The following is a 13461-nucleotide window of genomic DNA, read 5'->3' on the forward strand; positions in this document are numbered from 1 at the left end:
CGCAGAACGGACGGCACCGGCTCGCGGAATCGAGGCCATGACCGATCCACCGCAGGGCGCCGGACAACCACCCGCCCGCCGCCACGCCCGTCCCACGCCCCCGAGCGGCGACGCCTGGCTCCGCGACCCGTCACCGGCCACGCTCGCCTCGGTGGCGATCGGGGTCGTGGTCGTCGTGCTGGTCGGCACGCTCAGCTTCTTCGCCATGCCGCGCCGGCCCGACCTGCCACCGCCCATCGGCAGCGAGGCGATCCTGGCCTCCCCGGGAAACTCCACGCCGGCCGCGGACCCGCCGACCGAGTCGTACTCCCCGGCGCCGGTGTCGCTCTCCACCCGCGCCGTGCTGCCGACCCGCCGGCCCGCGCCACACCGGACCGCCCCCGCCACCCGGCCGCCCTCGCCGAGGCCGTCGGCAAACAGCGCGAAGCCGCCCGCGCCGCGGCCGGGCGAGCTCACCCCGCTCCCGGCGTCCCGGGAGCCGACGCTGCGCTCCCGCAGCGGCGGCCCGGAGACGTTCGTCGACTTCGTCAACGCCCGGTCCGGGCCCGTCGTCGTCTACTGGCTCGACTACGGCGGCCGGCGCCAGCGGTACGCGGTGCTGCAACCGGGACAGACCTACCGGCAGCAGACGTACCTGGGCCACCCGTGGGTGGTGGCCGACGAGCGAGACCAGGCGCTCGTCTGCTTCGAACCCGCGCCGCGGACGCTGCGCGCCGTCGTCCGCTAGATCCGAGAGGAGCGGGGATGCACAACACCTGGCGGAGGACGGTCCTGGCGGCCGGCCTCGCGATCACGGGGGCGCTGGGCGGGCTGGTCGCCGCCGCGCCGGCACAGGCGCAGGCGGTGGAGTCCGGCTCGGTCACCTTCAGCGGTGACCCGGGCGACTACATCACCGGCGGCGGTTCGTACGCCTACGCGGTCGCCGACGGCGACCAGCTCACCACGGCCGCCTCGACCGACAACAGCCACGTGTCGGTGAACGTCAACGGCTACAACGGCGACTGGTGGTACCTGGACTTCGACGCCCCGGGCAGCCAGCCACTGGCCCCGGGCACCTACGACAACGCGACGCGCTACCCCTTCAACGGCTCGGGTCCCGGGCCTCAGCCTGGACGGCAACGGGCGTGGCTGCAACCAGCTGACCGGCACGTTCACGGTGCTCAACGCCGTCTTCGGGCCGAACGGCTACGTCCAGACGTTCGACGCCACCTTCGAGCAGCACTGCGAGGGCGGCACCGCGGCGGCCCGCGGTGAGGTGCACATCGCCAACCCGCCCGCGCCGGCGCCGCTGGACCTGGCACTCGCCGTGTCCACCAGCGGCACCGCCAGCACGGTCAGCGGCAAGGCCGTCGTGCACGGCACCGTCACCTGCAACCAGCCGACCTCGGTGTCGCTCTACGGCACGGTCACCCAGATCGTGAAGAAGGCCATCGTCCGGGGTGACTTCACCACCCGGGTCAACTGCGTGCCGGGCACCCCGGCCGCCTGGACCGCCACCGCCACGCCGTCCGGCACCCAGCCGTTCGTCCGGGGCGACGTCGAGGTCAGCACCCGGGCCCAGGGTTACGACAGCGAGTACAACCAGTACGTCGAGGTCAACGACACCACGGTCGTCACGCTGCGCAAGTCCTGACAGCGGCCGGACCGGCGACGGTCCGGCCGCTTCGTCACGTCAGGGCCCGACTCAGGAGGTACGGCCCTGATCGCCGAGCGGATGTTCCTCGGGCAGGGGCGGTCGCACGTGGCGCAGGTCCTTCGGATCGGCCGCACCACAGACCGCGAAGTTGTGGCGGGCGTCGAGCAGGCTCAGATTCCGGTTCGGGCCGCCGCGTACCCGGCCGGCGTCGTGCTCGTCCTGACCGTCGTCCTCCCAAAAACAGACGTCGCAGATCTCGTAGCCGCCTCGCTCGCCCAAAGTGAGGAAACCGCAGCACGGGCAGGCGTACGGGCCACCGTCCGGCCCACGGTTCACGTTGGCGAACTGCCCCGCGTCTTCCCCCATCACGACGCCCACTCTTCCATCAGCCACAAAGGGACGACCCCCGTCGGGGGGAGACGGGGGTCGTCGGGTGGTTCGGCTCCGGGGGGGTCGAGCCGAACCGACTCAGCGGTCACGGGGGGTGCAACCGCCGAGGGTGTGCGGGCGACCGGACGCGAACTCCTGTCGCGAGGACAAGCATGCCGCAGCCGACCCTTATACGTCGAGTGGTGTTCACTCCACGCAAAGCTAATTTCTCGCACAGAGATGTGACGGCCGTCACTCCGCCGGGTACACCTTGCCCACCCGGACCGGGGTGGGCGGTCGCGGGCGTCCCGTCCGGCTAGACTTTCGCGCCGTGGGCCGCAGTGCCGCTTTCTTCGATCTCGACAAGACCGTCATCGCCAAGTCGAGTGCCCTGGCTTTCGGTAGGCCGTTCTACCGGGACGGGCTGATCACTCGGCGTGACGTGGTCAAGTCGGCGTACGCGCAGCTGATGTTCCGGCTGGGCGGCACCGACGAGCAGACCATGGCCCGAACCCGGGACTACCTCGCCACGCTCTGTAAGGGCTGGCCGGTGGAACAGGTCCGCCAGATCGTCGCGGAGACGCTGCACGAGCTGATCAACCCCTATGTGTACGCCGAGGCGGCCGCGCTCATCGAGGAGCACCAGGCCGCCGGGCGGGACGTGGTGCTGGTGTCCGCGTCGGGCGAGGAGATGGTCCGCCCGATCGGTGAGCTGCTCGGCGTGACCGACGTGATCGCCACCCGGATGGGGGTCGTCGACGGCCGCTACAGCGGCGAGGTCGAGTTCTACGCGGCCGGTCCGAGCAAGGTCGACGCCGTTGGCGAGCTGGCCGGTGAGCGCGACTACGACCTGGCCGACTCGTACGCGTACTCCGATTCCTACAGCGACCGGCCGCTGCTGGAGTGCGTGGGGCACCCGAGCGTGGTCAACCCGGACCGGACGCTGCGCAAGCTGGCGGCGGAGAACGGCTGGCCGGTGCTGGAGTTCCGGCACCCGATCCCGCTGGGCCGCCGGCTGCGGGAGCGGCCGGCGGTGCCGGTCGCGGCGGCGGCGCTCGGCGTGGGCGTCGGCGTGGCCATCGGCATCGCCTGGTACGGCCGGCACCGGCGCACCCGCACCGCCGCGCCGACCGCCTGACGTCGCCGGCCGGGTTCAGGAGGCGGCGAGCAGTTCGTCGCCGATGAGCGTGATCTGGTCCGCGCCGACCTCCACCGCGCTCATGTAGTGCCGCAGCCAGGAGCGCAGGCCGTCCGGGGTGCCGGTGGCGAACGCGCCGGCCGCGCCGACGTACTCCGGTTCCCGCTCCCGGTGCCCGACGTCCACGGCGACCAGCCCGCGGGGGTCGAAGCCGGTGGAGATCAGCACCAGGCGGGCGGCGGCGCGGGCCACCACGCCGGAGGGGCCGGGGAACGGACGCAGGTTGAGCAGCTCGCCGTGCACCACCGCGGCCAGCACCAGCGGTGGCACCTTGGTGCCGCCGGCCACCAGGTCGGACAGGGCGTCGAGCCGGGCCGCCACCACCGGGTCGGTCACCGGGCGGCCCAGTTCCGCCTCGCCGACCACGTCGCGGGCGGCCAGCACGTGCAGGCGGGCGAGCACCTGCCGGGGGGCCTTCGGCCAGAGGTCGCTGAGCCCGGGCAGCGCGCCGGCCACCCGCAGCGCGCCCTGGAGCACCGGGTCGGTGACCGTGCCGGCGCGTACCTCCTCGCGGTCGTGGACGCGACCCTCCAGCGCCGCGCTGGCGACCGCGGAGCGGAGGCTGACCTCGGCGGCGAGCGGTCCGCCCTGGCGGCGCAGCGCCCGGTGCCGGTGGGCCTGGTCGACCCGGTCGCGGGCGCGCTCGACGGCGGGCGCGACGTCGGCGAGCGCGAGCAGCGGGGCCAGCGGATCAGTGGTCACCCTGACACGGTACGGGGTGTTAATAAGGGGCCCCTCCTCTACCGGAGGCGTTAACAGGGGGCCCCGCCTTGCACCTCAGCGCGGAGGGGGAGCCGCTGAGCGCGCGGAGCGGGGCGGGCGGTCGCGGGTGCGGTACGGCGGGACTAACCTTCCCCGGAGTAGGGAGACGCAGGTCACGCGACGAAGGAGTCACCGTATGAGCGAGGCATTGGCCAATCTGCTGAACGAGACGCGCCAGTTCCCGCCACCGGCCGAACTCGCCGCGAACGCCAACGTGACCGCGGCGGCGTACGACGAGGCGGCCGGTGACCGGCTCGCCTTCTGGGAGCGCCAGGCCGGCCGGCTGACCTGGGCGCAGCCGTGGGAGCAGGTGCTCGACTGGTCGAACGCCCCGTTCGCGAAGTGGTTCACCGGTGGCCGGCTCAACGTGGCGTACAACTGCGTCGACCGGCACGTGGAGGCGGGACACGGCGACAAGGTGGCGATCCACTGGGAGGGCGAGCCGGGCGACACCCGGACGGTCACCTACGCCGACCTGCACCGGCTCACCTGCCAGGCGGCGAACGCGCTGACCGAACTGGGCGTGACCGCCGGCGACCGGGTGGCGATCTACCTGCCGATGATCCCGGAGGCGGCGGTGGCGATGCTCGCCTGCGCCCGGATCGGCGCCACCCACAGCGTGGTGTTCGGCGGCTTCTCCGCCGACGCGCTGACCAACCGGATCCAGGACGCCAGCGCCAAGGTGGTGATCACCGCGGACGGCGGGTTCCGCCGGGGCAAGCCGTCGGCGCTGAAGCCGACCGTGGACGAGGCGGTGGCGAACTGCCCGTCGGTGGAGCACGTGCTGGTGGTCCGCCGCACCGGCGAGGAGATCGACTGGTCGGCGAAGGACCACTGGTGGCACGAGGCGGTGGAGAACGCCTCCCCGGAGCACGAGGCGCAGCCGTTCGACGCCGAGCACCCGCTGTTCATCCTCTACACCAGCGGCACCACCGCCCGGCCGAAGGGCATCCTGCACACCACCGGCGGCTACCTGACCCAGGCGTCGTACACCGCGCACGCGGTCTTCGACCTGAAGCCGGAGACGGACGTCTACTGGTGCACCGCGGACATCGGCTGGGTGACCGGACACTCCTACATCGTCTACGGCCCGCTCGCCAACGGCGCCACCCAGGTCATGTACGAGGGCACCCCGGACACCCCGCACAAGGGCCGGTTCTGGGAGATCGTCGACAAGTACCGGGTCACCATCCTCTACACCGCGCCGACGCTGATACGCACCATGATGAAGTGGGGCGAGGACGTCCCGGCCGGGTACGACCTGTCGTCGCTGCGCCTGCTCGGCAGCGTCGGCGAGCCGATCAACCCGGAGGCGTGGATCTGGTACCGGCAGTTCGTGGGCCGGGGTGAGCTGCCGGTGGTGGACACCTGGTGGCAGACCGAGACCGGGGCGATGATGATCTCGCCGTTGCCGGGGGTGACCGAGGCGAAGCCCGGGTCGGCGATGACGCCGCTGCCCGGCATCGCCGCCGACGTGGTCGACGACCAGGGCGAGTCGGTGCCGAACGGCGGGGGCGGCTACCTGGTGCTGACCGAGCCGTGGCCGTCGATGCTGCGCACCATCTGGGGCGACGACAACCGGTTCCTGGAGACCTACTGGTCGCGGTTCGGCGCGGGCGCGAACACCGGCGACAAGTGGGTCTACTTCGCCGGCGACGGCGCCAAGAAGGACGACGACGGGCACATCTGGCTGCTCGGCCGGGTGGACGACGTGATGCTGGTGTCCGGGCACAACATCTCCACCACCGAGGTCGAGTCGGCGCTGGTCAGCCACCCGTCGGTGGCGGAGGCGGCGGTGGTCGGCGCGACCGACCCGACCACCGGGCAGGCGATCGTGGCGTTCGCCATCCCGCGCGGCAGCGCGGAGATCTCCGGCGACGCGGGCGAGCAGCTCATCGCGGAGCTGCGCAACCACGTGGCGAAGACGCTCGGCCCGATCGCCAAGCCGCGGCAGATCATGCTGGTGCCGGAGCTGCCGAAGACCCGCTCCGGCAAGATCATGCGCAGGTTGCTGCGGGACGTGGCGGAGAACCGGTCGCTCGGCGACGTGACCACGCTCCAGGACTCCTCGGTGATGGACCTGATCTCGTCCGGGATGAGCGGCGGCAGGTCCGACGAGGACTGACGACATCGGAACGGAAGGGCGGGTCGCGCGGCGGCCCGCCCTTCGTCGTGCCCGGGGCCGTGCCGGTCGATCGGCGGAGGAGTACTGGCCTGTTCACCTCTGTCGATGGCGCTTCCCGTCGGCTACGTTCAGCCGCACCGGCAAATGTCGACAGGTGTCACTGAGTCGACCGGTCCCTCACCATTCCCGACGATCGGAGTGGCATGCTCCCCATTTCGCAGTCCAAGGCGGGCAGACGACTACTCGTCGCGCTGCCGGCCATCGCCCTCGCGGCCACGTCGCTGACCGCGACGGGCAGCGCGGCGGCCCCACCGTCCCGGTCCGCACCGGCGACCATCGCGGCGGACGAGTACTACATCAACTACGCCGAGCCCGAGGTGCAGCCGGACACCGGCGGCAAGGAGACCAAGGGCAGGGACGGGGTCTTCTCCTCTCCGGCCGACGAGGCCCGCGCCTACGACCGCAAGTACGCCGGCGGCAACCCGGCGACGGCGCGTGAGCTGGCCAAGCTGGAGGCGAAGTCGATCCGGACCGGGCAGAGCCCGCGAAAGATCAAGAAGGCCAAGAGCACCCAGACCGCCAAGCTGCTGACGCTGCTCGTCGAGTTCAACGACAAGGCCAACGACGACTTCACCAATGTGATGGTCCCGAAGACGGTCTTCGAGGACCGCACCTGCGTTCCCGGCACGGTGCAGAACGGGCCGCGGCACAACACCATCCCGAACCCGGCCACGCTGCCGCACAAGGACAACAACTCGATGTGGGTGCCGGACTTCTCCCCGGCCCACTACGACAAGATGCTCTACACCAAGAAGGGCATCACCGAGCGGGTCCGCAAGGACCTCATGGGTCCGGACGGCAAGCCGGGCATCAGCCTGGCCGGGCGCACCATGCACAACATGTACCTGGAGATGTCCAAGGGCGCGTACACCGTGGACGGGCAGGCCAGCCCGTGGATCACGGTGCCGCACTCGGAGGGCTGGTACGCGGCGTCGCGCTGCTTCCAGGACGAGAACGGCAACTGGGTCGCCGGGCGTGAGCAGTCGATGAACGGCCACCCGGACAACCCGCAGGGCGCCGGCCGGCTGGCCACCGACGCGATCGACGCGCTGGCCGCCGCGGACCCGAGCTTCCCGTGGGCCGACTACGACATCGAGGACCAGAGCGACCGGGACGGCGACGGCAACTTCCACGAGCCGGACGGCGTGATCGACCACCTGGTGCTGGTGCACGCCAACCAGGGCAAGTCCCGCGGTGGCGGCGACATCGGCGTCTACTCGGTCTGGGCGCACTCGTCCACCGTGGCCGGCGGCTACACGATTCCCGGCACCAGCCTGAAGGTGTCGAACTACATAGTGCAGCCGGAGGACGCCGGCGTCGGCGTCTTCGCCCACGAGTTCGGGCACGACCTCGGCCTGCCGGACCTCTACGACACCTCGGGCAACGCCGACTCCGACGTGGACTTCTGGGACCTGATGGCGTCCGGCTCGCACTCCGGCGAGATCTTCCAGGCGCTCCCCACCCACATGGGCCTCTGGGACAAGTGGGTGCTCGGCTGGGCCGAGCCGAAGACCTTCGGGCCGGGCGACCGGGCCAAGCTGGTCAAGCTCGGGCAGACCTCGCGTACGCCGGTGGGCACCGAGGACGGCATCAAGATCGACCTGCCGGACAAGGTGATCACGCTGGCCGAGCCGCACAGCGGCGCGAACATGTGGTACTCCGGCGCCGACCAGGCGTGGGCGGACGTCAAGCTGAGCCGCACGGTGACGGTCCCGAACGCCGCGGACGCGAAGTTCTGGATGTGGAACGACTACGTCATCGAGGAGGACTGGGACTACGGCTTCGTCGAGGTCTCCACCGACGGCGGCGCCACCTGGACCGAGCGCAAGGTGTACGACGAGTCCGGCGCGCTGGTCTCCACCGATGACGGCTACTCCGACCCGAACGGGCGGATGGTCGACTTCGGCAACAAGAAGTACGGCCTGACCGGCAGCACCGGCGGCTGGCGCCACGACTACGTGGACCTGTCGCCGTACGCCGGGCAGACCGTGCAGGTGCGGCTGCGGTACGCCACCGACGAGGCGTTCCAGGAGCGCGGCTGGTTCGCCGACGACTTCTCGGTGACCGGCGGCGGCGCGACCACCTGGAGCGACGACGTCGAGGGTGGCACGGCCGGCTGGACGCAGACCGGCGGCACGTTCACCGACACCAGCGGCGCCGGATGGCACATCGACTCGGGCACCCAGGTCAGGTCGCACTACTACCTGGCCGAGTGGCGCAACTTCGACGGCTTCGACAAGGGCCTGAAGTACGCCTACGACACCGTCTACTCGCACGAGGCGTGGAAGGTCGACCGGATCTCCTACAACGCGCCGGGCATGCTGGTCTGGTACCGGGACACCGAGCTGGGCGACGTCAACCACGTCACCGGGCAGATGACCGCGCTGCCCAGCTACGGCGCCAAGGGCGGGCTGCTGATCGTCGACTCGCACAACGACCCGCTGCGCCGCAAGGGCGTGGCGGCGGAGAAGGACCCGTCGGTGCTGGACAACCTGCCCAGCCGCCCGCAGTCGTCCAACGCCGCGTTCGGGTTGACGAAGACGTACCCGTTCAAGGAGTGCCTGGAGGCGGCGGACGAGCCGTACAGCGAGTACTGCACCAAGTTCGGCGCCCAGGCGCCGGTGCGGGCCTTCACCGACGCCAAGGGCTGGTACCCGGGCATCGAGATCCGCGACGGTTCGGCGTACGCGCGGGACAACGACGCCTCGGTGGTCGTCCCGTCGAAGGGCAACCAGCGGTACACCACCCGGGTGGTGAACCCGGACGGCACCCCGGCGACCGACTGGTACGGCACCGAACTGGGTGGCGGCGCGATCGTGCTGGGCACCGGCAACCCGCGGGACGCGGGTGTCGCGTACGGCACCTCGATCGTCATCCTGAAGGCCGCCAAGGACAACGCGTACGCCACGGTGTACGTGGTTCCGCCGCGGAGTTGATCGACCGCCCGAAACCGGAACCGGAATGACCGGAAAATGGGCTGAACGGACTGCATGAGGTAAGGGTCGGGAGCCGCAGCGCTCCCGACCCTTACTGCACATCCATCGGTGTCGTTGCGTTCGAGTGGTCGGACATCGGCCCTGGTCAGCGCCGTGACGACGAGCCGGGGTGTGACGGGGAAAGACGCCCCCAACAAAAAGTTGCTACAAATCGACGCGCACATCTTCCCACCGGTCCCAGCAGTGTCTATGTTCACCAGGGGTCCCACTTGTGGGACGTTCCACCGGCCCGTACCCCCAAGGGGCCGGTTCCCTCACACCGGAGGTACCACGTGCGCAAAGTCGCAGTGGGTCTGCTCGGGCTTTCGCTGACCGCGACGGGGCTGATGGCAGGTACGTCCGCCAGTGCCGCGCCGACGCCGAAGCTGCCGACCACCGCCCCGTCGGTGGCCGAGCCTGCGCAGGCTGAACACGACCTGCCCAACCCGCTCGAGGACAAGCGGCGCGCGCTGCGCCAGGAGGGCCTCAGCGAGGTTCTGTCCGGCAGGGCGAAGGCCCAGAAGATCAACGGCAGCACGGTCGTCAAGGTTGGCGAGAAGGCTGCCGAAGGTGCCTCGGCGGGCAAGGCCGCCCGGAGCACCAAGGCCGGCAAGGGTCCCACCGAGGACCAGTACGTCGAGCTCTCCCGCGAGAAGACCGACAAGATCTTCGTCATCCTCGCCGAGTTCGGCGACGAGCGGCACCCGAACTACCCGGACCAGGACACCGACCCGGCTGTCGCGGGTCCGACCCGGTTCGACGGGCCGCGCGTCAACCAGATTCCGCAGCCCAACCGCGCGGTGGACAACTCCACCGTCTGGCAGTCGGACTACAGCGCCGATCATTTCCGGCAGCTGTACTTCGGCACCAACCCCGGTGACGAGTCGCTGAAGCAGTACTACGAGGCCCAGTCCTCGGGTCGGTACAGCGTCGACGGCGAGGTCACCAACTGGGTGAAGGTGAAGTACAACGAGGCTCGCTACGGCCGGTCCAACGGCTACCCGTGCGCCTCGAACGTCTGCAACAACACCTGGGCCCTGGTCCGCGACGCCGCGAACCAGTGGGTCGCCGACCAGAAGGCGCAGGGCCGCTCGGACGCGGAGATCGCTGCCGACGTCAAGTCGATGGACGAGTGGGACCGTTACGACTTCGACGGCGACGGCAACTTCAACGAGCCGGACGGTTACATCGACCACTTCCAGATCGTCCACGCCGGCGGCGACCAGGCCGACGGTGACCCGATCCAGGGTGAGGACGCCATCTGGAGCCACCGCTGGTACGCGTTCGCCAGCGACCAGGGCAACACCGGCCCGGAGAACTTCCCGGCCGGCGGCACCCAGATCGGCAACACCGGCGTCTGGATCGGTGACTACACGATCCAGCCGGAGAACGGTGGCCGGAGCGTCTTCTACCACGAGTACGGCCACGACCTCGGTCTGCCGGACGACTACAACGTCACCAGTGGTGGGGACAACAACAACGAGCACTGGACCCTGATGGCCCAGAGCCGGCTCGGCGCCAAGAACGACGGTGGCATCGGCGAGCGCGGTGGCGACCTGGGTGCCTGGAACAAGCTCCAGCTCGGCTGGCTCGACTACGAGGTGGTCGTCGCCGGTCAGAAGCGCACGCTGGAGCTGGGCCCGCAGGAGTACAACTCCGCCAAGGCGCAGGCCGCCGTGGTGGTGCTGCCGCAGCGGGAGTACACCTTCCAGAACGGCGCGCCGTTCGAGGGGACGAAGCAGTTCTTCTCGGGCAACGAGGACGACCTGAACACCACGATGACGCGGACGATCGACCTCACCGGGAAGACCAGCGCCGCGCTGTCGATGAAGGGTCGTTACAACATCGAAGAGGACTACGACTACCTCTTCTTCGAGGCCTCCACCGACGGTGGCCAGACCTGGGTCTCGCTCCCGGGCACGGTCGACGGCAAGCCGCTCAAGGAGATCTCGCCCGGGCGCTACGCCCTGGACGGCTCCAGCGACGACAAGTGGGTCGACGTCAACATCCCGATGGACGCGGTCGCGGGCAAGTCCGTGCAGTTCCGCCTGCGCTACCAGACGGACGGCGGCGTCTCCGCCGGTGGCTTCTACGGTGACGCGCTCACCGTGACCGCCGACGGGCAGACGCTGCTCAGCGACGGCGCCGAGACCGGTGCCGCCGGCTGGACGCTGGCCGGCTGGAGCATCGTCGAGGAAACCTACATCCGGAAGTTCGACAACTACTACATCGCCGGCAACCGGTCGTACACCTCGTACGACAAGTACCTCAAGACCGGCCCGTACTACTTCGGCTACGCGAACACCCGCCCGGACTACGTGGACCACTACGCGTACCAGGAGGGTCTGCTGATCTCCTACTGGAACCTCCGGTGGGCGGACAACGACACGTTCGTGCACCCGGGCGAGGGTCGCAACATGATCATCGACGCTCACCCGCGGCCGATCTACAACCTGACCGGGGCGCCCTGGCGGGCCCGCGTCCAGGTCTACGACGCGCCGTTCGGCCTGAAGAAGGCGGACTCGTTCACGCTGCACATCAACAGCCAGCCGCAGTACATCCGTGGCCAGGCCGCGCAGCCGCTGTTCGACGACACCAAGCAGTACTGGTACCCGGAGCTGCCGAACCACGGCGTCAAGCTCCCCGCCACCGGCACCAAGATCAAGGTCCTGGAGCAGGACGGCACCTCGCTGAAGGTCCGTTTCTCCTGAACCGCTGATCCACGCAACACCACGGCGAGGCCCGGGCAGGTCACCTGCCCGGGCCTCGCCCGTTGTCCGCCGACGGGGACCGCGGCGGACCACCGCGCGTCCCAGGCAGGTGACCACGAGCCTCGACCGCCGCCTGGCCGCGGTCCTCGCACTGCCTCTGGCCCTGACCCTGGCCGGCTGCGCCGACCGGGAAGCCCGCCCCCAGGAAGGAACCGACGTGCCCGCGTCCGAGCGTCCCGCCAAACCCACACCCGAACCCGCGACGACGCCACCCACCCCGGCGGCGCCCACCCCGGCCGCCTCCTCCGGCCGGCCCCCGCTCTCCGCGACCGACCTGCCGACGCTCCGGCCGCCGACCGGACCCCCACGGCACCCGACCGACCAGCTGAAGCCGAACGTCCTCGCCGGCCGGATCAGCCACGGCGGCGGTGGCCCCTGCTACACCCTGGTCACCGACGACGGTCAGGAGCACGGGCTCTACGGCCGGGACAAGGGCACCTGGCCCGCCGGCACCTGGGTCCGGGTCACCGTGGGCCCGGCACCGGAGGGCGTCGAATGCGGACCGGGCCGGCCGCTCGGCCTGCTGCGCATCGAACGCGTGGCCTGACCGGCCATGCCGCCATCCCGGAGAAACCCCTGATCCTGCGCACCTGCGGGGCCGATGCACCACCCCCGGCCCTAGGCTGAGCCCATGACCGACCAGCGCGGCGGGGCCGCCGACGAGTCCTGCGTGATGCCCGAAGGGCCGTGGACGCACCGGTTCGTCGGCGCCAACGGCAGCCGGTTCCACGTCGTCGAGGCGGGCACCGGCCCGATGGTGCTCCTCCTGCACGGCTTCCCGGAATACTGGTACGCCTGGCACGAGATGCTCCCCGCGCTCGCCGACGCCGGCTTCCGCGCGGTCGCCGTCGACCTGCGCGGATACGGTGCGAGCGACAAGCCACCCCGGGGGTACGACGGCTACACCCTCGCCGCCGACGTGGCCGGCCTGATCCGGGCGCTCGGGGAGCGCTCGGCCACCGTGGTCGGCACCGGCGCCGGCGGCCTCATCGGCTGGACCGCCGCCTCGTTCCACCCCACCCTGGTCCGCCGGCTCGTGGTGCTCGGCGCGCCGCACCCGCTCCGGTTGCGTACCGCGATCGTCGCCGACCCGCGCGGCCAGTTCGCCTCCGCCACCGCGACGTTGAAGTTCCAACTTCCCCGCTACGAGCACGTGCTGACCCGGGACGACGCCGCCGAGGTGGAGGGGATGCTGCGCCGCTGGGGCGGGCCGCGCTGGGTGGACGGGCCGGACTTCGCCGACTACGCCAGGTGCTGCCGGGTGGCGATGCAGATCCCGCAGGCCGCGTTCTGCGCGCTGGAGGGCTACCGCTGGGCGTTCCGGTCGGTGCTGCGGCTGCACGGCTACCGGTTCGTGAAGCTGATGCAGAAGCCGCTGGTCACCCCGACCCTGCAACTGCACGGCGCGCTGGACGAGGCGTCGCTGCCCCGCACCGCCCAGGGTTCCGGCCGCTACGTCAGCGCCCCCTACGAGTGGCGGCTGCTCGACGGGGTGGGCCACTTCCCGCACGTGGAGGCGCGGGACCTGGTGCTCGGCGAGATCCTGCGGTGGGCGAAGTCCTGAC

General features: G+C 70.8%; 10 protein-coding genes. 8 read left to right on the top strand and 2 right to left on the bottom strand.

Annotation, left to right across the window (positions count from 1 at the left end; genetic code table 11):
- The first annotated feature begins 37 nt into the window (after positions 1-37).
- Both ACIA5A_RS15605 and ACIA5A_RS15610 read left to right on the top strand, forming a co-directional pair.
- Positions 38-727, top strand: coding sequence for a hypothetical protein (locus ACIA5A_RS15605; RefSeq protein ID WP_396761858.1), 690 nt, complete (start codon positions 38-40; stop codon positions 725-727).
- A gap of 429 nt (positions 728-1156) precedes the next feature.
- Positions 1157-1633 carry a hypothetical protein gene (locus ACIA5A_RS15610; RefSeq protein WP_396761861.1) on the top strand — a complete coding sequence of 159 codons (477 nt, stop codon included), beginning with the start codon at positions 1157-1159 and terminating at the stop codon, positions 1631-1633.
- Positions 1634-1684: 51 nt separating this feature from the next.
- Here ACIA5A_RS15610 and ACIA5A_RS15615 read toward each other — a convergent pair whose 3' ends face one another.
- Positions 1685-2014 (bottom strand): CPCC family cysteine-rich protein, encoded by a 330-nt coding sequence (locus tag ACIA5A_RS15615; RefSeq protein ID WP_396761864.1) that lies wholly within the window; start codon positions 2012-2014, stop codon positions 1685-1687.
- A gap of 322 nt (positions 2015-2336) precedes the next feature.
- Between ACIA5A_RS15615 and ACIA5A_RS15620 the strand changes: the two genes are divergently transcribed.
- Positions 2337-3143, top strand: a complete 807-nt coding sequence (locus tag ACIA5A_RS15620) for an HAD family hydrolase (protein WP_396761867.1) — start codon at positions 2337-2339, stop codon at positions 3141-3143.
- 15 nt (positions 3144-3158) lie between these two features.
- Here the strand turns inward: ACIA5A_RS15620 and ACIA5A_RS15625 are convergent, their stop codons facing one another.
- A complete protein-coding gene (locus tag ACIA5A_RS15625; RefSeq protein WP_396761870.1) occupies positions 3159-3905 on the bottom strand; it encodes an oxidoreductase in 747 nt (248 codons plus the stop codon).
- A gap of 196 nt (positions 3906-4101) precedes the next feature.
- Between ACIA5A_RS15625 and acs the strand changes: the two genes are divergently transcribed.
- From acs to ACIA5A_RS15650, 5 genes are all read left to right on the top strand, one after another.
- On the top strand, positions 4102-6090 hold the full coding sequence (gene acs, locus ACIA5A_RS15630) for an acetate--CoA ligase (protein ID WP_396761873.1): 1989 nt from the start codon (positions 4102-4104) through the stop codon (positions 6088-6090).
- Between the two features lie 203 nt (positions 6091-6293).
- Entirely contained in the window at positions 6294-9086 is a 2793-nt protein-coding gene (locus tag ACIA5A_RS15635) for an immune inhibitor A domain-containing protein (RefSeq protein ID WP_396761876.1), read from the top strand.
- A gap of 347 nt (positions 9087-9433) precedes the next feature.
- The gene (locus tag ACIA5A_RS15640) at positions 9434-11836 is read left to right on the top strand and encodes an immune inhibitor A domain-containing protein (RefSeq protein WP_396762232.1); all 2403 of its coding nucleotides are present in this window, start codon (positions 9434-9436) and stop codon (positions 11834-11836) included.
- A gap of 217 nt (positions 11837-12053) precedes the next feature.
- Positions 12054-12443, top strand: a complete 390-nt coding sequence (locus tag ACIA5A_RS15645; protein ID WP_396761879.1) for a hypothetical protein — start codon at positions 12054-12056, stop codon at positions 12441-12443.
- A gap of 84 nt (positions 12444-12527) precedes the next feature.
- On the top strand, positions 12528-13460 hold the full coding sequence (locus ACIA5A_RS15650) for an alpha/beta fold hydrolase (RefSeq protein WP_396761880.1): 933 nt from the start codon (positions 12528-12530) through the stop codon (positions 13458-13460).
- The last annotated feature ends 1 nt before the right edge of the window (position 13461 follow it).

This window comes from Micromonospora sp. NPDC051300 (genome assembly GCF_044455315.1).
Classification (GTDB): Bacteria; Actinomycetota; Actinomycetes; order Mycobacteriales; family Micromonosporaceae; genus Micromonospora; species Micromonospora robiginosa.